The organism is Pantoea sp. GM_Pan_4, from assembly GCF_026541005.1.
Taxonomy (GTDB): domain Bacteria; phylum Pseudomonadota; class Gammaproteobacteria; order Enterobacterales; family Enterobacteriaceae; genus Pantoea; species Pantoea dispersa.
In genome coordinates, this window is sequence record NZ_JALNUZ010000001.1 from 824,494 (window position 1) to 846,813 (window position 22,320).

Sequence of the window (22,320 nt, forward strand, 5' to 3'; positions counted from 1 at the left end):
CCATGACCGACACACGCAGCGCTGCCGGTATCAGGACCAGTGCCTTGCAGGCCCGGTATCAATGTGTACGAAGTTGCTGCGCGGGTAATATCCTACACCACCGGCGCGCATAGATAACGCCGCTTTGCGAACATTGCTGAGAGAAATGCCCTCAATGTGGAAATCCATCGCCTGCCCTTTGGTGTGATAGCTGTGTTTAGCCACGCCAGGGCCCGATTCACGCAGCATATTATTGGTCGCCAGCGTACGGTAGCCGGAGATCAGCTGCACCGGTTTGCGCGTGTTGAGCAGCGTCTGCAAACGATACAGCTGGTCAAACAGATGCGGATCGATGTGTTTAACCTGATTGGCGCGGTAATCACGGAAGAAGTGGTTTAAGCGAGCTAACTCATCCTTGTCATAACTCTTACCGTTAAAAAACTCAGTTTTGAGGGTTTCACCGGTATGCATGTTACTGAGCGTTAATACCCGGGGGCGGGAGGTAGAAACTGACGCCAGCGCTGCACCTGGCAGCAGTGACAATCCAGCCGCTGCGCCACCCAGCAGCAATAAACGACGACGTTGAGAATCAAAATTAGCCATGAAGCGGGGTTACCTAATCTAAAACGATAAAAATATGTGCAAAAAGTACACAAGGCCGAACAGTAACCGCAGCCTGGTGAGCAGTCAACCCGCAATCTGTCACAGAATGCGCAAAACCGGTCTGAAATCAATTTTCCAGACCGGTCTTGCCATTTTCTTTGAGGGAGGGATAACAGGGAAATCAACGCTTAGAGCAGCAGCTGCCCCGCTTTGGTCAGCACCTGGCTGCCGGAGCGCGCCGGGTTATCATAATTGTAAATATCTGTACGATACTGCGGCTGGCCGTCGTCCGCCACCCAGGCCGTAAGGTAGTAGAGATTGACCGGAATACGATGGCGAATCGGCACGTAGCGCGTATCGCCCTGCTTCAGCGTGTCGGAGATACGGCTGTCGTTCCAGCCCGCGTCCTGCAACAGCAGATCGGCCAGTTCAGAAGCTTTGTTAACGCGCACGCAGCCGGAGCTGAGCGCGCGGATATCACGCTGGAACAGGCCATGGTTCGGCGTGTCATGCAGATAAATTGCGTCTGAACTCGGCATGTTGAATTTATAGCGGCCCAGCGAGTTGCTGGCACCCGGCGCCTGACGAATGCGATACGGGAAACTGGCGGCGGACACCATGTGCCAGTCAATCATCGACGGATCGATCACTTCCGCATCAGCGCTCCAGCCCGACAGCAGCGTGTAGCCGTGCTTATACAGATAGCTCGGATCCTGCTTCACCTTCGGCACGATATCCTGGCGCACCAGCGTGGTGGGCACGTTCCACGGTGGATTGAGCACCACATTGTTGAGCGCGCTGCGCATCAGCGGCGTTTTGCGGTCCGGACGACCTACAATCACCCGCGAGGACAGAATGGTATTGCCGTTGTTGTAGTAGGTCAGGGAATAGTTGGGAATATTCACCATGATGCCGTTGTGCATGTCATCCGGCAGCAGACGCAGACGCTGAATATTCAGCGCCAGCAGCGCCGCACGCATCTGCGGGGAAACATTCAGCCACTCGCGGGTACGCGGGCCGATGGCACCGTCGTCTGCCAGTCCCTGCCAGTGCTGGAAGCGTTTTACCCCCTCCACCAGCGTGTTGTCGTAAACATTATTGCTGGCAGCCGGGGTGACCGTGCTGATGTTGCCGCTGGCCTGCGGAACCTGCGCCGGCAGATCGCTGACGCTGGTGGCCGACGGACTGACGGCCACGGGCTGATCGCTCTGACTCACCGGCTGCGGCGCCGTCGGGACGGCATCGTCGGCTGGCGTGGGCGTCGCGCTGTGCGTGCCGGTCAGCATCCCGGTGCGCTGCAAAATCTCACGCAGCGCCGGCACATCATCGCTGATCTGCCCCGGGCGCAGCGTGCCCTTATCGCGCAGCTGCGGCCACGGCCGGTTATCGGTCAGCAACGCTTTTAACGCACTGTGCATCGGTGCGTACTGCGGATGCTGCGGCTGCAGCGACACCACAAAGGCGCGGCTGCCGCCGCCGTTCACCGCGTTCTGCCACTGATTAATGGCGGAGAGTGACGGCATGGTCAGCTTGTACGGTACATTGCTGTACAGCCAGGTTTCGCCCTGGGTCGGTACGTTAGCGACAAACTGCAGATAGCCAAGCATGGCGTCGCTCAGCACCACGTCCCGCGCGAAGCCTTTGATATCCGGATTGGTGAGCAACTCTACCCAGCGGGTAAACTGCGGCTGTACGCCGGAGAGCGCCACTTCTGCCAGCTGCTGCTGGAAAGCCTGCACGGCGTCGCGATCCTGCCACAGCGGTGCCATATTGCGTGCCGCATAGATGCCGGCGAGGCCGGGCAGATAAAAGGGTCGTTCGCTGGGGCTAAATGCCTGCTGAATTTGCTGCTGGCTGGCAGCCACTGACTGCGTGCTGTGCGGCAGCGCGCTGACGTCTGCCGCCTGGCTGATAGCCAGCGGTGCCGCCATCAGTGACAAACTGAGTGCTATTGCAGCACGATTAACTCTGCTCTTCTTGTTCAGCAACATCCCTGCCCCCTTCTTACCAAAGACACAGCATCCTGAAAACGCCGTGTACCGCCTGTACTCTTATGGTTGAGTATAAAATAAAAAACGGCATCCGCCTCGCAGGGCCGATGCCGTTTACAGATTAACCGCAGCCTGAATTTTTAACCAGATTTGCTGCTAGCTATTTTCAGTGGCCACGCCTGCGCCGGGATTTTCCTGTTTCACCGGCGTCGGATCGGCGGAGAAACCGCGCAGTCCGACCACGTGCACATGCTCCGTATTGTTAAAGACTTTACGTACCAGCTTATAAGTGGTGCCTTTTTCCGGACTGATATTCTCCGGCGCGGCAATCACCAGCTGCATTTCCAGACGCTCGCACAGTTCGAACAGCGTGGCGATGGAGCGCGCATCAAGACGCGCGGCTTCATCGAGGAACAGCAGGCGGCACGGTGAAATATCTTTACCACGCAGACGCCGTGACTCCTCTTCCCAGCTCTGCACCACCATCACCAGAATCGACATACCGGTACCGATCGCTTCACCGGTCGACAGCGCCCCGCTTTCGGCGCGCAGCCAGCCGTCTGAGCCGCGGTTCACTTCCACTTCCATCTCAAGGTAGTTGCGGTAGTCGAGCAGCTCTTCACCGATGGTCTGCGCCGTGCGCTGGCCCATATCAATCTGCGGATTGAGACGCTGATACAGCTTCGCCAGCGCTTCCGAGAACGTGAGGCGATTGCTGGTAAACAGATCCTGATGCTGTTCATGCTCTTCCGACAGCGTATCCAGCAGCATGGCGTGCGTTTCGCGTACGTTGACGTTCAGCCGCACGCTGCGCACCTGGCCAAAGCTCACCGCCTGCAGGCCCTGGTTCAACTGACGGATGCGGTTCTGCTCGCGCTGAATGGTTTTGCGGATGATATTGGCCGCACTGCGCGAGCTGATCGCCAGCGTCTGCTCACGCGCCGTCAGCTCTTCGGTCAGGCGGTTCAGCTCAATCTCCATCTGCTCGATGGCTTCAACCGGATCGTCGGTACGAATAATGTCCTGACGGATACGTTCACGCAGATGCTGATAGACGGCGATAAAGAACTGAATCTTGCGCTCCGGCCGTTTTGGATCTTCCGACATGCGCAGCACATCGCGCAGGTGTTCATTATCCGCAACCGCCAGGCGCAGTGCACCGAGGGCTTTATCCGACATCGAGCGCAGCTCATCGCCGCTCAGGTAAGCCAGTTCGCGGCGATGCAGACGGCGCTCGACGCCGTTCTCTTTCACCAGACGCAGTACGGTGCACCAGCCCGCTTTGGCGCTGACAACCTGCTCACGCATCAGATGATAATCGCGCTCCAGCTTGCGCAGTTTCTTCTGCAGGCTATCCATTTCGGCTTCGCAGAAGGTGAGCTGTTTCTCCAGCTGATTGCGACGCGCACGGTTGTGGCTGAGCGCCGTGTAGAGTTCGTCACGCCGGCTGCGCGCGCGCTCCTCGGCGCTGGCATCGGCGTGCACGCCAATATCCTGCATCTCCTGCTGCAACTCTTTCAGCATGTCGCGCTTGGCGTCGTACGAACTCTTCAGCGATGCCAGCACCTGGGAATACTGCGTCAGCTGCGCCTGATGTTCACGCAGTCGTTCGCGCGCGCGGCTGCGTTCGCCTTCTGCCTGCTCCAGACGCTGGCGCAGTTTTTCGTTGAGATCGCTGTTACCGGTCAGCATGCCAGCCGAATCTTCATAGCTGAAGTGCGCGCGGCGCTGCACCACTTCGGTCAGGGCAAATGCCTGCTGACGCGCTTCGCGCTGCTGCTGCTGCGCCTGCTGATAATCACGCGTTAGCTGTTCGTGCTGCTGCGGATCGCTCTGCAGCACCGCCACCAGCGGCTCCAGTTTGCTGAGTTTCGCGCCGTGCTGATGCAGGAAGCGCGCGGCTTCCTGGGCTTCTTCCACCCGCTCACGAATCTCTTCGCAGCGGTCGGCCAGCGAGTCGTCAAGCAACAGGTTAACGCGCGGCAGCAGGCGGTTGAGCTGCGCCACACCCTCTTTTGCCTGCTCGAACTGGGCACGCTGCTGCTGATTGTCATTCTCGTGCTGCGCCAGCGCACGCTCCAGCTCGCCACGACGGCTGTTGAGCTGACGCATCTGCGCTTCCGGATCTTCGTCGAAGGCCACCGCCAGGTGGCTGCCGATAAAGCGGCTAAACGATTGATGCAGACGCTGGGTTTTCTGCACGTCAAATGACAGCGTGGCAAAACGTTCGGCCAGCTGGTCGCGCTCATTGTTCAACAGCTCCAGCTGATTTTCCCGCGCCGCGCGACCAAACAGCGGCACTTTCGGGAAGCGCGAATAACGCCACTGGCGCTCCGCCACTTTGACAACGACCGCATTTTCCAGCTCGTCGACGCTAAAGACGCTGTCATCAAACGACTGCGGATCGCCTTCGATCAGATAGAGATCTTCCGGACACTCTTCAAGGCCGTCGAGCATCTCGCGCACCAGCGACAGGTCCGGTACCACAATGGCGTGACGCGATGGGCCATACAGCGCGGAGAAGTACGGCGCATCATCCAGCGTCACGTCATCGTAAATTTCTGACAGCAGCACGCCGCCAAACCGCTCCGCCAGCTGGGTCAGGCGCGCATCTTCCGCCCCGCCCGGCTGGCTGAGCCGCGCAATCTGCTGCTCCACCTCACGCTTGCGCGCCGCCACTTCATCACGCTCGACGGTGGTTTCACGCTCGCGCTCCAGAAGCTGCTGCATATATTCGGTGATCTGCTGGCTGCTGCTCAGCGTCTGGCCGGTCTGCTCGCTCAGTTGGGTGAGAATCTCCTGCGCCGCCAGCCAGTGCGGTGCCCGCGCGGTCAGCGCAGTGATGCGCTCGCGCAGCTGCTCCAGCTCCTGGCGCATCAGCATGCGGCGTTCACCGGCGTCGGCCACGCTTTCGTTCAGCTGCTCTATCTGCGCTTCCAGTTCACGCTGCAGGCCTTCCAGCGCGTCAGCGTCATAATGCTGGCCCTGACGTTTACAGAAGTCGGCCAGCAGACGTTCGGCGTCATGCTGCTCGCGCAGGCGGGTTTCCAGTTCGTTGAGACGCAGACGCAGCGAAGAGAGCTGTTCGGCATGATGGCGCTGGTTAGCGGCATCGCGCAGCAATTCGCGCCCGACCTGCCACGCATCCTGCCGGCTTACCTCGCCGGCAATGCTGGTGACCAGCGCCAGCGCCTGTTCAAACTGGCTGTGCGCCGCTTCCGCCACGCTCAGCTTCTGCTCCAGGCGCAGCAGCCGTTCGGTGGCCTCTTCTTCGCGCGCCTGGAAGGTTTCCTGCCACTCTGCGGCGTTGTCGATGGTGAGGTCCGGCAGCTGGCACTGCGCCCGCGCTTTTTCCAGCGCCTGCAACGCCTGCTGATACTGGATGGCGCGGGTTTGCTGCACATCAAGCGCCTGCTGAAAATCGGCCAGCTGGCTTTTCAGCTCGTCGACTTCAATTTCCGCCGCTTCAGCGCGCGCTTCGTTCTCTTCCTGCACCTCACGCGCTTCGGCCACCACTTCATTCTGCTCTTCGAGACGATAAGTCAGCTCTTCCAGATCGGCGTCGTAACGCGCGATCTTCTCCTGCTGACGCATCGCCGTCTGGACCAGATTAAGGTGATCGCTCGCCGCCTGATAATCGGTTTCCAGATCGCTCTCTGCGCCGTTGTGCTCAGAGAGTTCGCGCGCCATTTCGATGTGACGATACTGTTCCGATGCCAGCTGATTGCGGCTGGTGAACAGCTCGTTACGCAGCTGCAGCGCACCGTCGAGATGGATGCGACGCTCGTTGGCGTGGCGCATGTAGTCGGCAGAAACGTAGCTGGTGGCTTCAGAGATGAGATGCTTAAACAGATCGCGATCCGACTGCGTGACGCGAATCGCTTCCAGCGTCATGCGGTTTTCGCGCAGCGCCGCTTCCATATCCTGGAACGCTTTACGCACGCCACCGTTTTCCGGCAGCAGGTAATCACGCAGCGAGCGGGTAATGGCGCTGGAGATACCGCCATACAGCGAGGCTTCGATCAGACGGTAGAATTTGCTGCGATCGCCGGCGGTGCGCAGACGACGCGGCACCACGCCGAGCTCAAACATCATGGCGTGGTAGTCCGTGACCGAGCTGAACTGGCGGAACTGCACGCCCTCCTGCGCTTCCACCCGCTCCTTCACTTCTGCCAGCGGCAGCACGCGCGCCTGACGGCTGCCAAGAATTTCGGTCAGCATATCGGTTGGCAGCGTATCGGTCGGCAGCCCGTGGATACTGAACGGCTTGATGTCGACTTTCTTATCGCGTCCGGCCACCTGCTGCAGGCGCACGCCAGCCACCACGCGCTGATGGCGCGAGTTGACCACGTCCAGCACCGCATAGCAGACGCCCGCGCGCAGTTTGCCGTGCAGGCCCTTATCGCGCGAGCCGGACGTGGCACCGGCTTCGGTGGTGTTACGGAAATGCAGCAGGGTTAAGTCCGGAATCAGTGCCGTAACAAACGCCGCCATGGTGGTCGATTTACCGGCACCGTTACCGCCGGACAGCGTGGTGACCAGCTCATCCAGATCAAAGGTGCGGGCAAAGAAACCGTTCCAGTTGATCAGCGTGAGCGATCGAAATTTACCGCGTTCAATCATGCCTGTTCATCCTCCGCGCGCTCGCTCGCGTCGTGTTCGCTGTCATTTTCTGCCTCGTCGCTCTCACTGGCGACCGGTGCGTTCTCCAGCGTCATCGCTTCACCGTCACGAATCAGGCGCAGCTGCGCTTCACGTGCGTCGTCACCGCTGCGCACATCCGCACCAAAGCGGAAAACGGACTCCATGATGCGGAATTTGCTGCTGTCGTTGCCCATAAACCACACCATGCCGAGACGGCGCAGACGGCTGAGCGACGCACGCATCTTCTCCTGCAGTTTGGCGCGATCCAGGTCCGACCCGGTGGAGCGCTGGTTAACCAACTTCAGCAACCTGCTTTCATCCGCCAGCGACAGCAGCTCGTCGTACAGCTCCTGCTGGGTGAAAATGCCCTCGTTGGCCAGCCGCTCCGGGCTCAGGTAGAGATAGCAGAGAATTTTACCCACCATCATGTCGAGCTCGGACAGCACCGAGCGCGGGATCAGCGTGGTTGAGCGCGGACGCAGATAGAAAAACCCTTCCGGTGCGCGGATCAGCTCAACGTTGTAGCGCGCATAAAACTCTTCTAAGAACGGCTGGTAATCCATCAGAAAAGCGTGATTATCCAGCTCTTCAATACCAATGTGGCGGCCGGCGCGTAACTGGCTATCAAGCGCGGGAAAAATCGGGTTTGCCAGTGCCAGCGCCAGTTTGACCGGCATCACTTGTTCAATATTTGTCGATGACATGTGCCTGCACCTTGGCTCCGTAATCATTGATGGTCTGCCATTCCGCAGGCAGACCGGCTAAATCGGCTTCGGCCACGCCGAGTCGCACCGCCTGATCGATGACGATGCGTGCGAGGTCGAAGTGGCGCGCGCGGGGATACTGCGCCAGATAGTCACGCATCACCGTGGCGAGATGCAGCGGCTTCTGCTGCTGCTTATAAATCTGCAGCGCTTCTTCAATCATCGCCGCCAGCTGCTCGCGGATTTCGTTAAACTCTTCGTACTCCATCTCCGGCGGCAGCTCGCCCATCACCTCGTCGTTACGCAGCGTCATCTCTTCATCGCGCATGTCATACAGACGGTCGGCATTGGCGTAGGTCAGCGCCCACGGCTGATCGAAATAGTTCTGCACCGACTGGCGTAAACGCTGCGCGAACACGCGGTTTTTATCCATGTCGATGGCGGTACGAATAAATTTGTGCACGTGGCGGTCGTAACCGATCCACAGATCGATAGCCTGCTGGCCCCAGCTGATGATGCGATCGAGCTTGTTTTGCAGGTCAAACACCAGCTTGTCGACGAAGCCCAGATCCGGGCTGCTCAGCGTGGCGTCCTGAATCCGCAGCAGATTAGCCTGCAGCTTGTCGCCTGCCGCTTCCAGCGTATCCTGCAGTTCACGCAGCGTGCCGGAGGTCTCCGACAGCAGCAGCTCACAGCTGGAGATGGCCGCGCGCCAGTCTTTATTCAGCAGATCGGCGATATCGCTTTTTACCGCCTGCTGCTGTTCGTCCATCAGGCGCTGCGTCATGTCGATGCTGTCGAAGATTTCCGCGACCGAATATTTCAGCGGCGCAAAGACGTTGCGATGCCAGTGAAATTCGTCGCCATCTTCCTCGGCGGCGTCGGCGGCGCGCTTCAGCTCCTGCGCAACAATCGACAGCTGCATCGACAGGCGCAGCGTGGAAAATTCGCGCTGGCGGATGTAATAGTCGGTGATGCCGATCGCCAGTGGCGTCAGACGATAGATGGCGTGACCTTCGGTCAGCTCGCTGGTAAAGCGGTTAAGCAGGCGCTGACGCACCATGTCGTTGATGGCGTTGTTGGCACGGACCTGAATGGTTTCGTGGGTTTGTTCAAATGCTTTGCTGACGTGACGAAAGGCGTCAATCAGCTCACCTTCACTCATCTCGCCGTCCATGCGCTCCCCATTGAGGGTGGCGATGGCCAGCAAAAACGCCAGACGTTCTACCGGCAGCGCAAGGGAAAAGTCATTCTTGCGCGCCCATGCCACCAGTTCGGGGACCGTCTGGGAAAATTCGCTCATAGTTGATCCTTCTACCTGGGTTTGCGCGCAGTCACGTGGATATAGCGCCCTAAGCTCAAAAAGGGCTCCTGACGACAGTAGCGCCGTTCCATCTCAATAATTTCCTCAACGCTCTTCCCGGCGCCGGGCTGCGGCTTCATGTAGTCACTGAACACGCGGATACCGGCACGCTGCTCGGTGATAAATCCGCACTGCGTCAGCCAGCGCTGTACATCGTCAGGATCGCGGGGGAAATCCGGCGACAGCGTGCGTTTTTTGCGCTTGTTCATGTTGGCGCGCAGATAGCCGAAATTGCCGAGCGTCAGGGTGCGGAACGTCAGGCCGTGCGCGTTATAAAACATCAGCGACAGCACACCACCGGGTTTCAGCGTATGCCACAGCGCCTGCAGCACCGCCAGCGGATCCGCCACCCACTCAAGCACAGCGTGAAACAATACCAGATCCACCGGCTTATCCAAATGTTCGCCAACCTGCTGCGCGCTAATTTGTTTGAATTGCATGTTGTGGCTCACACCTGCGCTGTGCGCATGGGCGGCGGCCAGCTTAAGCATCTCGCCCGACAGGTCGCACAGCAGTACCTGGTGCCCCTGCGCAGCAAGACCGCTGGAGATCTGACCGACGCCACCACCGGCATCCAGCACCCTCAGCGGGCCGGCGGGCAGCGTCGGCAGAATGGCGTTCAACTCATCCCAGATGATCGCCTGACGCACCTGGCCTTTACGGGTGCCATAAATATTTTGCGAGAATTTATCCGCCAGATCGTCAAAGTTACGATCCTGCATGGTGATGGCTCCGCTTTGCTGCATTCAACTTGTGCTATTTTGTCACAGGCTCGACAAGAATGAACCTTTCATGCCGCAGTAACTGTCTGGCTGCTGTTTTTTCGGACAAAAGGAGACGTTTTCGATGTTTTTTGCCTTAAAAAAATGGATTGGCGCGATGCTACTGCCTTTGCCATTGCTGTTAACGCTTATGGCGGCAGGACTTTTACTGCTCTGGTTCAGCCGCTGGCAAAAAAGCGGCAAAATCCTTATCTCATTGAGCTGGCTGATGCTGTTACTGCTGAGCCTGCAACCGGTGGCCGATCGGCTGCTGGCCCCGCTGGAAAACCAGTATGCCACGTGGAATGGCAGCGAGCCGGTGGACTATATCGTGGTGCTGGGCGGGGGTTACACCTATAACCGGCAGTGGGCACCAAGCTCCAACCTGCTGAACAACAGCCTGCCGCGCGTGACCGAAGGCGTTCGCCAGTGGCGACGCTATCCTCAGGCCAAAATGATCTTCACCGGTGCCGCTGCGGGCTACAATCCGCGCAGCAACGCCAGCGTTGCCGCTGACGTGGCGCGCAGCCTTGGCGTGCCCGACGATGCCATTATCGTGCTGGATCAGCCGCATGACACCGGCGAAGAAGCGCTGGCGGTGAAGCAGACCATCGGGCAGCATCCGTTTCTGCTGGTGACGTCTGCCAACCATCTGCCACGCGCCATGCACTTTTTCCAGAGCGCCGGCCTGAATCCGCTACCGGCACCGGCTAACCAGCTGGCGATCACCTCACCGATCAGCGTCTGGGATCGCACGCTGCCCTCGCCGCTGTGGCTCAGCCATAGCCAGCGCGCGGTGTACGAAACGCTGGGGCTGATCTGGCAGCGGCTGCGCGGCAGTGGCGAACCTTCAGCCGAGCCAGGGGAGTAGCTGCGCGCGGGCATGGTCAAAGCGCGGCCGGTCAAACTGGCCGCTGCTGACCAGCGTGTCAACGCAATCCCACAGCTGATAGAGCCAGCGGCGCCAGACGAAACCGTCATCCACCGGCGCACGCTGTAAATAGTGCTGCAGCAGCGATGCTTCAGCACCGTTTTCCGCCAGGCGCATCAGCTCATACTCACGCGGTGCCCACAAAATGGTGCCCGGCTGGGTCATCGCCACCAGCTGATCGCTGTGCGGGTCTTTCAGCATACTGGCGAGACGCAGATTGCCGTGCATTAGCACGCACGGATCGTCAAAGCCGTGAACAGCTGTGCCAGCTGTTCACGGCTGCGAAACAGAATCTGACGATCGGCGTGGGTAAATCCGGGGGGCGACAGGTAGCCCAGCGTGGACCACAGCACTTCCACCCGCTGGCGATACCATGCCGGCCAGCGATTTTCCTGCACGCTGTCAACGCTGCCGACCAGGCCATGGCTGTCAATGCGGTGCCACGCCAGCAGCCCTTCGACAATCTGTTCACACAGCTGCTCCCAGCGCGCTGCCGTGCGCGCCGGCGCTTCGGCCGATACGCCATTTAAGCGTGCCAGCAGCAGCATTTCATGCGCCGGCGGTTGCTGACTCAAAACCAGGCCGTACACCGTGGGCAGCGTAATCAGCCCTTCATGCGCCAGCATGGTGAGTTTTTTCGCTTCGAGCGCGGCGCGTCCCTGATGACGAAAATATTTGGCCACCAGCGGCATCGGCTTGCCGTGGTCATCATAGAGGGCGTAAAGCCGCGATTGTGCCTGTTCGCTGATGGTTTCCAGCCGGCTGACGCCTTCGCCCAGCACCAGCGCCAGTTCTGCACGGAGTTGTTCCATGGAAGAGTCCTCCGGAGTTAACTCATTGCACCATCCTGGAGGTCATGACGGCGCAAAACTTAGCGCCAGATCAAACTTTGCGGCCAGCCGGGGCGCTGGCCGCTGACGATTATGCCTGCATCGCTTCACGCACGCGCAACAGATCGTCCGGCGTATCCACACCGACGCTCGGAACGGTAGCCGCTACCGCCACGTGGATCTTTTCGCCGTACCACAGTACGCGCAGCTGCTCCAGCAACTCGATCTGCTCCAGCGCACAGGGTTGCCATGCCACATAGCGACGGATGAAACCGGCGCGATAGGCGTAGATACCGATGTGGCGCAGCAGCGTATCGCCAATCTGCTCACGCGACTGCGCGTAACGTTCGCGATCCCACGGAATGGTCGCACGTGAAAAATAGAGCGCATAACCGCTGGCATCGGTGACCACTTTTACCGCGTTGGGATTGAACGCCTCTTCTGCCTCGTGAATCGGTACCGCCAGCGTGGCCATGCCGGCATCCGCCTGGGCCAGATTGTCCGCGACCTGACGCACAATCTCGGCCGGAATCATCGGCTCGTCGCCCTGCACGTTCACGATGATGGTATCGTCAGCAAACTGATACTTTTCAATCACCTCGGCCAGACGCTCGGTACCAGATTGGTGGTCGGCACGCGTAATGCAGACTTCCCCGCCGGCAGCGGTCACCGCCGCCGCCACGTCAGGATGATCGGTGGCCACAATCACCCGCTCAGCACCGGACTCGCGTGCACGCTCCATCACGTGCACCACCATCGGTTTACCGTGAATATCCAGCAGCGGTTTGCCCGGCAGGCGCGTGGAGGCGTAGCGTGCCGGAATAATCGCCACGAAACTCATGGATGAATCTCTTCAACGGACAGGGTGCGCGCTTCTACTTCCAGCAATACCGGAATACCGTCTCGCACCGGAAACGCCAGGCCGTCGGGTTTGCAGATCAACTCCTGCTGCTCTTTGTTGTAATACAGTTTTCCGTTGCAGACCGGACAGGCCACAATCTCAAGTAAACGGTGATCCATACTTTTCTCCTTTCAGGACCGATACGTCAGAGGATTAGCATACCATAGCGCAATCAGGGACGGCGCGCCGCCATCGGCTTATATGCTGACGTGCCAGCGCGTGGACCAGGCGGCCCGCAGCGCATCAGGCGCGTTTTCCAGCACCACTTCGCTGGCGCCCTGCCAGGCGGCGAAGCGGTTAATGGCTTTATGCACATCGGCGAGAAACTGCTGGCTCATCCGCACGCCGGGCTCCAGCCAGAAGGCTCGCAGAATCAGGCGCTGCGCCTGGCGATCCATTTTGGCATCGACGCGCCCTTTCAGTACGCCGCGGTGCAGCAGCGGCAGGACAAAGTAGCCGTATTTACGTTTGTGCTCCGGCGTATAGCACTCGATGCGGTAATCAAAATTAAACAACTCAAGCGCGCGGCGGCGATCCCATACCACCGGATCAAACGGTGACAGCAGCGCGCTGTGCGTGGCGGCCTGCGGCTGCGCAAGTTGCGGCAGCAGTGTATGGTGCAGCCACATCTCACCCAGTTGCTCAACCTCGACGCGCTGAATCACTCCCTGCTCAGCGGCCTGCGCCAGCCAGAGTGCGATGGGCGCACGTTTCAGCCGGTAGTAATCGGCCAGCCAGCTGGCGCGGAAAATGCCGAGGCTGCGCGCGCTGTGCTCCAGCATCTGCATCACCGCCTCGTTCTCGCTCAGCGCATGCTGCTCGTCGCGCCAGTGCGGCATCACCCGGCTACGCAGATCGTAGACGCGCTGGAAGTTACGGCGCCCGACAACCATCAGTTCACCGGCGCTAAACAGGTTCTCCAGATGTCGCTTGTGCGGCTTCCACGCCCACCAGCCGGGTTTGGTGTGCTTGTCGCTGGCAAAATCAGCGGCGCGAACCGGACCGGTGGCGGCGATATGTTGCAGCAGATCGGCGATCTCCTGCTGATGCTGATCCACCCATTGCTGATTGTATTTCCAGCCCAGGCGCTGCGGTGCCAGCATGCGGTGACGCAGCAGCGGATAATCTTCAAAAGGGATAAAACAGGCTTCATGCGCCCAGTATTCAAACAGTGCGCCCGCCGCCAGCGTTTGCTCCAGCCACTCAGCAGGAAAAGCGCCCAGCCGGCTGAACAGCACCAGATACGGACTGCGCGCGACCACATTAATCGTATCGATTTGCAGCAGCGACATCTGCCGCACACAGGCGTGAATATCGGCAAAACGCGCCTGACGGCGCGGCGGGCGTAGCAGGCCCTGGGCAGAGAGGTGCAGGTTGCGGGCGGTTTGCAGAGAGAGGGAATGCGTGCTGGTCATTACGTCGTCCCTTTGGATGGTTAGCGCGACCGGGCGTCGCGCGCAGCTGTACAGAGTTGCGTCAGATCGGCCAGTAATGCGGCCAGCGGCGCGCCCGCCAGATGCGCATCCACCGGCAGATACCACCAGTTAGCGCGGGCAAAATGGCGGCACTTGACCGCGTCTTTTTCCGTCATCAGCAGGCACTGTGCATCCTGAGTCAGGCTGCGTAACTCTTCTTCGCTGTAAGCGTGGTGATCGGCAAAGGCGATCTCTGCCACCGGCTGCACGCCCTGCTGCTGCAGCGTAGTGAAGAAACGCGGCGGATGACCGATGCCGGCCATCGCGACAATTGGCGGCAGCTGCATCAGCGCAGCCTGTTCACCGGTCAGCAAATTGACCGCCAGACCCGGCTGCAGCGTCATGGCGATCTCGCCAGCCTGTGCGCTGCCCCCGTTGACCACCACGGCATCAACCTGCTCCAGCCGCGATGCGCCTTCACGCATCGGTCCGGCCGGTAACCACCAGCCGTTGCCAAAGCGACGCACGCCATCCACCACCACGATTTCGCGATCGCGCTCTAGCGCATAGTGCTGCAGGCCATCATCCGTCACAATCACATCCAGCGGATGCGCCGCCAGCAGGGCCTCAATTGCCTGCCGGCGCTGCGGTGCCACTGCCACCGGCACCTGAGTGCGCTGGGCGATCAGCACCGGTTCATCACCAGCCTGTTCCGTCGCGCTATCCTGATTGACCAGCAGCGGATAGCGTTCCGCTTTACCACCGTAACCGCGCGACACCACACCCGGACGCAGCCCCTGCTGTTGCAGCGCCTGCACCAGCCAAATCACCAGCGGTGTTTTACCGTTGCCGCCCGCGGTCAGGTTGCCAACGACAATGACCGGACAGGGCGCGCGCCAGCGGGTACGCCAGCCGCGCTGATAGCTTAGGCGAATCAGCCAGGTGATAGCGCCATACAGCAGACTCAGCGGCCACAACAGCAGCCACAGCGGCGAGCGTCCGCTCCAGATACGTTCAATCATTGACCGAACTGCAGTTTGTGCAGCTGCGCGTAAGCGCCTTTCTGCGCCAGCAGCACCTCATGGGTACCGCGTTCCACGATTCGCCCATCCTCGACCACCACGATTTCGTCGGCCTTTTCAATGGTGGAGAGACGGTGCGCAATCACCAGCGACGTGCGGTTCTTCTGCAGCTCGTCCAGCGCCGACTGGATGGCACGCTCGGATTCGGTATCCAGCGCCGAAGTGGCTTCGTCGAGAATCAAAATCGGGCAGTCACGCAGCAGCGCACGAGCAATGGCGATACGCTGACGCTGGCCGCCAGACAGCAGCACGCCATTTTCACCAATGACCGTATCAAGACCGTTATCCATCTTGTTGATGAAGTCCATAGCGTGCGCCATGGTCGCCGCCTGCTCGATTTGCTCGCGGGTATATTCACCGTTGCGCGCATAAGCGATGTTATTGGCGATGGTGTCGTTGAACAGATGGACATTTTGCGAGACCAGCGCCACCTGATTACGCAGCGAGCGCAGGGTATATTCCCGCAGGTCGTGACCATCCAGCAGAATCTCGCCCTCGTTGATATCGTAAAAACGCGTCAGCAGGCTGGCCATGGTGGATTTACCCGAGCCGGAACGGCCCACCAGCGCCACGGTTTTACCCGCGGGCAGCGTGAGATTAATATCACGCAGCGCCGGAATGTCGCGGCCCGGATAGGTAAAGGTCACGTTGCGGAATTCAACATCCCCTTTTGCACGCGTGATTTCGCGCTTGCCGTTGTCGATCTCCTGCTCGCTATCCAGAATAGTGAACAGCGTTTGACAGGCCGCCATGCCGCGCTGGAACTGGGCGTTGACGTTGGTCAGCGATTTCAGCGGACGCATCAGGGCGATCATCGACGAGAACACCACGGTGATGGTACCGGCAGTCAGGGTATCCATCACGCTCGGGAAGCTGGCGGCATACAGCACAAAAGCCAGCGCCAACGATGCGATCAGCTGGATCACCGGATCGGAAATCGAAGAGGCCGAAACCAGTTTCATCCCCTGCTGGCGCATTTTATTGCTCACCTGCGAGAAACGCTCGGCTTCCACTTCCTGTCCGCCAAAAATCAGCACTTCTTTGTGCCCTTTCAGCATCTGCTCAGCACTGGTGGTTACCTGCCCCATGGTGTTCTGCATATTTTTACTGATGCTGCGGAAGCGCTTGGATACGGTGCGGATGGCAAAAGAGACCAGCGGCGCCAGCAGGATCAAAATCAGTGACAGCTGCCAGCTGTAGTAGAACATCATGATGAACAGGCCAATGATCGATGCGCCTTCGCGTACCACCGTCACCAGCGCGCTGGAGGAGGAAGAGGCCACCTGTTCAGAATCGTAGGTAATCCGCGACAGCAGCGTACCGGTAGACTGCTGATCGAAGAATGCAACCGGCATGCCCATCATGTGGCCGAACAGGCGACGGCGCATGTTCATCACCACATTGCCGGAGACCCATGAGATGCAGTAACTGGAGATATAACTGGTTACGCCGCGGATCAGCATCAGGCCGATGACCGCCAGCGGCATCCACAGCAGAACGGATTTGTCGGCTTTGCCGAAACCATCATCCAGTAAAGGTTTCAACAGGGAGAGCATTAGGGTGTCGCCTGCCGCATTGAGTATCAGCGCCACGGCGGACACAATCAGGCCAGCCTTGTGCGGTGCAATCATCGGCCAGAGTCGGCGAAATGTCTGCCACGTTGAGAGGTCTTTGTCTTGATGCATTATTTATTCACGCTGTTTGAAATAGCCGCTCATTCTACCTGGAATCGTGTTTGACGCCAAACCACTGATGATACCAGCGGGGGATTATTTGCTCTCTTAACCCCTTAATCTGCCAGCGACCCTGCCGTATCGCGATGTGAATCTGGCCTGATTGCGCAGTGTCATACCAGCGATAGCCCTGCTCGCGGTAACGCTGGACCACGGCGACGGCGGGCATACGCCAGGCGTTATAGCGCGCCAGCGAAGCCAGCGCCGCCTGCCCGGCAACACTCCGTAACAGTAAAGGGCCGGAGGAGCTCCGACTGCCATGATGGGGCACCTGGATAACAGTGGACTGCAAGCCGCCCTTTTCCAGGGCGACCAGCTTGCGCTCCGCCTCCAGCTCGATGTCCCCGGTCAGTAACAGGCTGAACTGACCATCATCCACACGCACCACGCAGGAGTCGTTATTTTGCCCGGCAGTCTGCGCGCGCGGCGGCCATAGCGCGTGAAAGTGCAAACGCCCCCACTGCCACTGCTGGCCGCGATAGCACGGCAGATGCCCGGGCTCGCCGAGCGCGCTGCGTACCCGCAGACCAGGCTGCGCCTGTTGCAGCGCGGCTAATCCACCACGGTGATCGAGATGCTTGTGGCTCAGGATCACCCCTTGCAGTTGGCGCCCGGTGTAGTGCAGCCAGGGTAACAAAACTCGCCCGCCTGCATTGTCCTCTGCCCAGCCGGGTCCGCTGTCATACAGCATCACCTGATTTCCCTGACTGATCGCCACCGCCAGACCATGTCCGACATCGATCATGTCAATCTGCCAGTCATCCTGCTGGGCATTGCTGCGCCAGAACCACAGCGATAGCAACAGCGCGCAGCAGGGCATCAGCGCCTTCGCGAGCAAGCCGCTGCGCCACAGCGCCAGCCCGGCCCAGAGCAGCAGCACCGCCGGCAGCGTATCGCTCCAGCGCCACCAGCCGGCGGGCAGCCACGCCAGCCCCTGCATCACCAGGCTGACCGACAGATCGGCCAGCTGCCATAGCGGAACGGTGATTGCAGGCAGCTGCAACAGCATCGCCAGCAGAATCAAAGGCACGGTAATCAGCGACACTACCGGCACCGCCAGCAGGTTGGCCACTAGCGCGCTCAGGCTGAGCCCGTGGAACAGAAAGATCTGCAGCGGCGCCATCAGAATCATCATGCCCAATTGCAGGTGCAGCAGTCGCAGCATTAGCCAGCGACGCGGCTGACGGAAACGTGGCGGCAGAGGAAACCACTGAAACCACAGTATCAGCATCGCCACGGCCAGCGCCGACAGCCAGAAGCTCTCTGACAGCACCGTCAGCGGATCAAGCCATAACAAACTCCCCACGCAGAGCGCCCACACCTGCCAGTTGCTCAGCTGCCAGCCAGATATACGCGTCGCCAGCCACAGTGTTAACGCCAGCATCGCGCGCTGTGCCGGCGGATGACTGCCGGAGATCCAGCAATAGGCTGCCGCTGTTAACCCGCTGATCAGCAGCGGCATCAGATAGCCGATTTGCCTGGCAGGTAACACTAACTGAATGACGCGCGCCAGTAGCCAGCCTACGCTGGCCGCCAGCGCGATATGCATGCCGGAGATGGCCATCAGGTGTGCGGTACCGGTTTCGCGCAGCAAGGCTCGCTGGGCCGGGGTCATCGCATCACGCACGCCAAAGGCCAGTGCCTGTATTATTGCGGGCTGCGTTAACCCGGTGAAACGCGCCAGGTGATGATCGATAAAACGCGTCCGCCAGCTGCAGCGCAGAGACTCAGCCTGCTGGCTGACAATACGCCCCTGCAGCGCGCTGTGGTTAGCAATGGCAAAACGTTGCAGATCAAATTCGCCCTCGTTGAGCCGGGCGTGCACCGCGCGTAGCCGCAGCTGCATCTGCCAGCGCTGTCCGGCACACCAGGCGACCTCATCGCTGACATTACGCAGCGTGACAAACAACGGTGGAAAGACGTAGCGGTCACCTGTCCGGATTATCTGCGCCGTGAGCTGGTTCTTCGCGGGATTCACTGCAGTTATCTGAAGCGTGGCCGCCACCGGTGCCATGGTCAGTTGCTCGAGGGTATCGACCGTCTGACGCGCCTCGATCAGTGCCCAGCTCAACAGCAGCAAGCCCAGTCCGGCGTAGCGCAAAAGCATTACTGATGTACACGCCAGCAACAGTGCGCTTATTAACAGCAGCACAATGGTGCTGTAAGCAGGGATGTGCGGCAGCATACCCAGCGGCAGCGCCGCGAGGAGCATCATTCTGGCTACCACTGTTATTGTCACGCGCACGCCCTCTTCTGTCATTGCCGCGGATTGTGCGCGCTGGCAGAGGGAAAAGCATGTGGCTAAATGTCGATTTCAGAGAGGGATTACGCGCAGTTTATAGTGGTTGCAGGAAATGAACAGCAACATGGAAGCAGGATCGCAAACCTGAATGCGAGGCAAAAAAAAACGACACCTGCAGGTGTCGTTTTTATCGTTCGGTAACGGCTTAGCCGTAGATATTTGCACGGTCACGCAATTCTTTGCCTGGCTTGAAGTGGGGAACGTATTTACCTTCCAGTTCCACTTTGTCACCCGTTTTCGGGTTACGACCAGTGCGCGGTGCGCGGTAGTGCAAAGAAAAGCTGCCGAATCCCCGGATTTCAATGCGCTCGCCCTGGGCCAGCGTAGTGGCCATGTGCTCGAGCATCTCTTTGACCGCATCCTCAACGACTTTCGCCGGGATATGAGTATGCTGGCCAGCAAGTCTTTCAATCAGTTCTGACTTGGTCATGTAACCTCCGGTTAATCCCTGTTTGGAAAGGTATGACAGCTTTTACCGAAACCGGACGATTTTCACCGTCCGGTGCTTCGGGTCGATTACTCGCCTTTAGCCGCTTTGAACGCTTCAGCCATTGCGTTAGAGAAGTTGCCATCTTCCTGTTTGGTGTTAACAGTGTTGATAGCTTCTTTCTCGTCAGCCTGGTCTTTAGCACGAACAGACAGGCTCACAACGCGGTTCTTACGGTCAACGCCGGTGAATTTCGCTTCAACGTCGTCGCCTACGCTCAGAACCTGAGTGGCGTCTTCGATGCGGTCCAGAGAAGCTTCAGAAGCGCGCAGGTAACCTTCTACGCCGTCAGCTAATTCTACTGTAGCACCTTTAGCGTCAACTGCAGTGACTTTACCAGTCACGATTGCGCCTTTCTTGTTCAGGGTGATGTAGTTGTTGAATGGATCTTCAGCCAGCTGCTTCACGCCCAGAGAAATACGCTCACGCTCTGCGTCAACCTGCAGTACAACGGCAGCGATTTCGTCGCCTTTCTTGTACTCACGAACGGCTTCTTCGCCAGTCGCGTTCCAGGAGATGTCAGACAGGTGAACCAGACCGTCGATGCCACCGTCCAGGCCGATGAAGATACCGAAGTCAGTGATTGACTTGATTTTACCTTCAACGCGATCGCCTTTGTTGTGGGTCTCTGCGAACTGCTGCCATGGGTTAGATTTGCACTGCTTCAGACCCAGGGAGATACGACGACGCTCTTCGTCGATGTCAAGAACCATAACTTCAACCACATCACCTACGTTGACAACTTTAGATGGGTGGATGTTTTTGTTGGTCCAGTCCATTTCAGACACGTGTACCAGGCCTTCAACGCCTTCTTCGATTTCAACGAAGCAGCCGTAGTCAGTCAGGTTGGTCACGCGACCGGTCAGTTTGGTACCTTCCGGATAACGCTTAGCGATAGCAACCCATGGATCTTCACCCAGCTGTTTCAGGCCCAGTGATACACGAGTACGCTCGCGGTCGAACTTCAGCACTTTAACAGTGATTTCGTCGCCCACGTTGACGATTTCGCTTGGATGCTTAACGCGCTTCCACGCCATATCGGTGATGTGCAGCAGGCCGTCAACGCCACCCAGGTCAACGAATGCGCCGTAGTCAGTGAGGTTCTTAACGATACCTTTGACTTCCATGCCTTCCTGCAGGTTTTCCAGCAGCTGATCGCGCTCAGCGCTGTTTTCAGATTCGATAACCGCGCGGCGAGAAACCACGACGTTGTTACGCTTCTGATCAAGCTTGATTACTTTGAATTCAAGCTCTTTGCCTTCCAGGTGCAGGGTGTCGCGGACCGGACGAACGTCAACCAGTGAACCTGGCAGGAACGCACGAATACCGTTCAGCTCAACTGTGAAGCCACCTTTAACTTTGCCGTTGATAACACCGGTAACAGTTTCAGCGTCTTCGTAAGCTTTTTCCAGCGTGATCCAAGCTTCGTGACGTTTAGCTTTCTCACGGGACAGCAGGGTTTCACCGAAGCCGTCTTCTACTGCATCCAGAGCAACGTCAACTTCGTCGCCCACCTGGATTTCCAGTTCGCCGGCTGCGTTCTTGAACTGTTCTGCAGGGATAGCAGATTCAGATTTCAGACCCGCATCAACCAGCACGACGTCTTTGTCGATAGCAACAACGACGCCACGAACGATGGAACCCGGACGGGTTTCGATTTCTTTCAGGGACTCTTCAAAGAGTTGAGCAAAAGATTCAGTCATATTGATAATCTTAGGATTCTTCAATTTAACGTCCACCTGACGTCATTGTCGGATGGGGTTGTTTCACATGCCCTGCACCGCTTCCCTGGCACAGGGTTACTACAATTCGGTCGCCGAAAAGATTAAATGCCCAGCTTCTGGCGGGCATAATCTAGTGCCTTTTCAATCACTTGCTCAATGGTCATGCTGGTTGAATCCAGCACCAGAGCATCAGCGGCTGGCACTAAAGGCGCGATGGCGCGGTTACGATCGCGGTCGTCGCGTTCCTTTATCTCGGATAAAAGGCGATCAAAGTTAACACTAAAGCCCTTTTCCTGCAACTGTAGCATACGGCGATGCGCACGCTCTTCGGAGCTGGCATCGAGGAAAATTTTAACGGGCGCGTCCGGGAAAACTACGGTGCCCATATCACGTCCATCGGCGATTAAACCCGGCTCCTCGCGGAAAGCACGCTGTCGGCGCAGCAAGGCTTCACGCACGCGCGGAAATGCCGCCACGCGCGACGCCGTATTGCTCACTTCCTGGGTGCGGATTTCGCCGGTGACATCCTCACCTTCCAGCACTACCTGCATTTCACCGTCTACCGACAGAAAACGCACGTCAAGGTGCGCCGCCATAGGCACCAGCGCTTCTTCCGACTCGATATCCACCTGATGATGCAGCGCGGCCAGAGCCAGTACGCGATAAATAGCCCCTGAATCCAGCAGGTGCCACTGCAACGACTCCGCCATCGCTTTACATAAAGTCCCTTTACCCGCGCCGCTTGGGCCATCAATGGTAATTACCGGGGCGATTGCCGTCATTGTTCTCTCCTGTTGCTGCGTGCTGATGATCAGCCTTCTTGGCTGTCTGGATTGCGCGGCATTATACGCTGCCCGCGTCCGCTTGGTT

Annotated in this window: 16 protein-coding genes and 1 pseudogene; 1 reads left to right on the forward strand and 16 read right to left on the reverse strand. The window is 58.8% G+C overall.

Annotation, left to right across the window (positions count from 1 at the left end; all coding sequences use genetic code 11):
• Positions 1 to 30: 30 nt before the first annotated feature.
• The 6 genes from OXR61_RS04070 to cmoM all read right to left on the reverse strand — a co-directional run bounded on the left by OXR61_RS04070 (position 31) and on the right by cmoM (position 10,006).
• Positions 31 to 582 (reverse strand): YcbK family protein, encoded by a 552-nt coding sequence (locus tag OXR61_RS04070; RefSeq protein ID WP_031279855.1) that lies wholly within the window; start codon positions 580 to 582, stop codon positions 31 to 33.
• A 188-nt stretch (positions 583 to 770) separates the two neighbouring features.
• Complete coding sequence (gene ldtD / locus OXR61_RS04075; protein WP_031279856.1) at positions 771 to 2,573, reverse strand: L,D-transpeptidase; 1,803 nt, start codon at positions 2,571 to 2,573, stop codon at positions 771 to 773.
• Positions 2,574 to 2,729: 156 nt separating this feature from the next.
• Complete coding sequence (gene mukB, locus OXR61_RS04080; RefSeq protein ID WP_021508334.1) at positions 2,730 to 7,196, reverse strand: chromosome partition protein MukB; 4,467 nt, start codon at positions 7,194 to 7,196, stop codon at positions 2,730 to 2,732.
• Complete coding sequence (gene mukE / locus OXR61_RS04085) at positions 7,193 to 7,921, reverse strand: chromosome partition protein MukE (RefSeq protein WP_031279857.1); 729 nt, start codon at positions 7,919 to 7,921, stop codon at positions 7,193 to 7,195. Before mukE ends, mukB begins: the two co-directional genes overlap by 4 nt.
• Positions 7,902 to 9,224 carry a chromosome partition protein MukF gene (gene mukF, locus OXR61_RS04090; protein ID WP_021508336.1) on the reverse strand — a complete coding sequence of 441 codons (1,323 nt, stop codon included), beginning with the start codon at positions 9,222 to 9,224 and terminating at the stop codon, positions 7,902 to 7,904. The genes mukE and mukF overlap by 20 nt, the downstream gene beginning before the upstream one ends.
• 11 nt (positions 9,225 to 9,235) lie before the next feature.
• Complete coding sequence (gene cmoM / locus OXR61_RS04095; protein WP_021508337.1) at positions 9,236 to 10,006, reverse strand: tRNA uridine 5-oxyacetic acid(34) methyltransferase CmoM; 771 nt, start codon at positions 10,004 to 10,006, stop codon at positions 9,236 to 9,238.
• 124 nt (positions 10,007 to 10,130) lie between these two features.
• Between cmoM and elyC the strand changes: the two genes are divergently transcribed.
• On the forward strand, positions 10,131 to 10,916 hold the full coding sequence (gene elyC, locus OXR61_RS04100; RefSeq protein ID WP_021508338.1) for an envelope biogenesis factor ElyC: 786 nt from the start codon (positions 10,131 to 10,133) through the stop codon (positions 10,914 to 10,916).
• Here the strand turns inward: elyC and OXR61_RS04105 are convergent.
• From OXR61_RS04105 to cmk, 10 genes and pseudogenes are all read right to left on the reverse strand, one after another.
• Positions 10,896 to 11,788: pseudogene (locus OXR61_RS04105) on the reverse strand (YcbJ family phosphotransferase). The gene elyC and the pseudogene OXR61_RS04105 sit on opposite strands and share 21 nt — an antisense overlap.
• Before the next feature lie 109 nt (positions 11,789 to 11,897).
• A complete protein-coding gene (gene kdsB / locus OXR61_RS04110; protein WP_021508340.1) occupies positions 11,898 to 12,647 on the reverse strand; it encodes a 3-deoxy-manno-octulosonate cytidylyltransferase in 750 nt (249 codons plus the stop codon).
• A complete protein-coding gene (locus OXR61_RS04115; RefSeq protein WP_010618270.1) occupies positions 12,644 to 12,826 on the reverse strand; it encodes a Trm112 family protein in 183 nt (60 codons plus the stop codon). Before OXR61_RS04115 ends, kdsB begins: the two co-directional genes overlap by 4 nt.
• Before the next feature lie 78 nt (positions 12,827 to 12,904).
• The gene (locus OXR61_RS04120) at positions 12,905 to 14,122 is read right to left on the reverse strand and encodes a winged helix-turn-helix domain-containing protein (protein WP_021508341.1); all 1,218 of its coding nucleotides are present in this window, start codon (positions 14,120 to 14,122) and stop codon (positions 12,905 to 12,907) included.
• A gap of 20 nt (positions 14,123 to 14,142) precedes the next feature.
• Positions 14,143 to 15,144 (reverse strand): tetraacyldisaccharide 4'-kinase, encoded by a 1,002-nt coding sequence (lpxK, locus tag OXR61_RS04125; protein WP_021508342.1) that lies wholly within the window; start codon positions 15,142 to 15,144, stop codon positions 14,143 to 14,145.
• Positions 15,141 to 16,889 carry a lipid A ABC transporter ATP-binding protein/permease MsbA gene (msbA, locus tag OXR61_RS04130; RefSeq protein WP_021508343.1) on the reverse strand — a complete coding sequence of 583 codons (1,749 nt, stop codon included), beginning with the start codon at positions 16,887 to 16,889 and terminating at the stop codon, positions 15,141 to 15,143. Before msbA ends, lpxK begins: the two co-directional genes overlap by 4 nt.
• 34 nt (positions 16,890 to 16,923) lie before the next feature.
• Complete coding sequence (locus OXR61_RS04135; protein ID WP_021508344.1) at positions 16,924 to 19,152, reverse strand: DNA internalization-related competence protein ComEC/Rec2; 2,229 nt, start codon at positions 19,150 to 19,152, stop codon at positions 16,924 to 16,926.
• Between the two features lie 232 nt (positions 19,153 to 19,384).
• Positions 19,385 to 19,669: an integration host factor subunit beta gene (gene ihfB / locus OXR61_RS04140; RefSeq protein ID WP_010618275.1), complete on the reverse strand. Its 285-nt coding sequence runs from the start codon at positions 19,667 to 19,669 to the stop codon at positions 19,385 to 19,387.
• A gap of 86 nt (positions 19,670 to 19,755) precedes the next feature.
• Positions 19,756 to 21,429, reverse strand: a complete 1,674-nt coding sequence (gene rpsA / locus OXR61_RS04145) for a 30S ribosomal protein S1 (RefSeq protein ID WP_021508345.1) — start codon at positions 21,427 to 21,429, stop codon at positions 19,756 to 19,758.
• A 122-nt stretch (positions 21,430 to 21,551) separates the two neighbouring features.
• Positions 21,552 to 22,232, reverse strand: coding sequence for a (d)CMP kinase (cmk, locus tag OXR61_RS04150; protein WP_021508346.1), 681 nt, complete (start codon positions 22,230 to 22,232; stop codon positions 21,552 to 21,554).
• Positions 22,233 to 22,320 lie beyond the last annotated feature (88 nt).

Bases quoted from the DNA above. Each gene is read 5' to 3' on its own strand.
- OXR61_RS04070 (WP_031279855.1), bottom strand. From the start codon at position 582: ATGGCTAATTTTGATTCTCAACGTCGTCGTTTATTGCTGCTGGGTGGC.
- ldtD (WP_031279856.1), bottom strand. From the start codon at position 2,573: ATGTTGCTGAACAAGAAGAGCAGAGTTAATCGTGCTGCAATAGCACTC.
- mukB (WP_021508334.1), bottom strand. From the start codon at position 7,196: ATGATTGAACGCGGTAAATTTCGATCGCTCACGCTGATCAACTGGAAC.
- mukE (WP_031279857.1), bottom strand. From the start codon at position 7,921: ATGTCATCGACAAATATTGAACAAGTGATGCCGGTCAAACTGGCGCTG.
- mukF (WP_021508336.1), bottom strand. From the start codon at position 9,224: ATGAGCGAATTTTCCCAGACGGTCCCCGAACTGGTGGCATGGGCGCGC.
- cmoM (WP_021508337.1), bottom strand. From the start codon at position 10,006: ATGCAGGATCGTAACTTTGACGATCTGGCGGATAAATTCTCGCAAAAT.
- elyC (WP_021508338.1), top strand. From the start codon at position 10,131: ATGTTTTTTGCCTTAAAAAAATGGATTGGCGCGATGCTACTGCCTTTG.
- kdsB (WP_021508340.1), bottom strand. From the start codon at position 12,647: ATGAGTTTCGTGGCGATTATTCCGGCACGCTACGCCTCCACGCGCCTG.
- OXR61_RS04115 (WP_010618270.1), bottom strand. From the start codon at position 12,826: ATGGATCACCGTTTACTTGAGATTGTGGCCTGTCCGGTCTGCAACGGA.
- OXR61_RS04120 (WP_021508341.1), bottom strand. From the start codon at position 14,122: ATGACCAGCACGCATTCCCTCTCTCTGCAAACCGCCCGCAACCTGCAC.
- lpxK (WP_021508342.1), bottom strand. From the start codon at position 15,144: ATGATTGAACGTATCTGGAGCGGACGCTCGCCGCTGTGGCTGCTGTTG.
- msbA (WP_021508343.1), bottom strand. From the start codon at position 16,889: ATGCATCAAGACAAAGACCTCTCAACGTGGCAGACATTTCGCCGACTC.
- OXR61_RS04135 (WP_021508344.1), bottom strand. From the start codon at position 19,152: ATGATGCTCCTCGCGGCGCTGCCGCTGGGTATGCTGCCGCACATCCCT.
- ihfB (WP_010618275.1), bottom strand. From the start codon at position 19,669: ATGACCAAGTCAGAACTGATTGAAAGACTTGCTGGCCAGCATACTCAT.
- rpsA (WP_021508345.1), bottom strand. From the start codon at position 21,429: ATGACTGAATCTTTTGCTCAACTCTTTGAAGAGTCCCTGAAAGAAATC.
- cmk (WP_021508346.1), bottom strand. From the start codon at position 22,232: ATGACGGCAATCGCCCCGGTAATTACCATTGATGGCCCAAGCGGCGCG.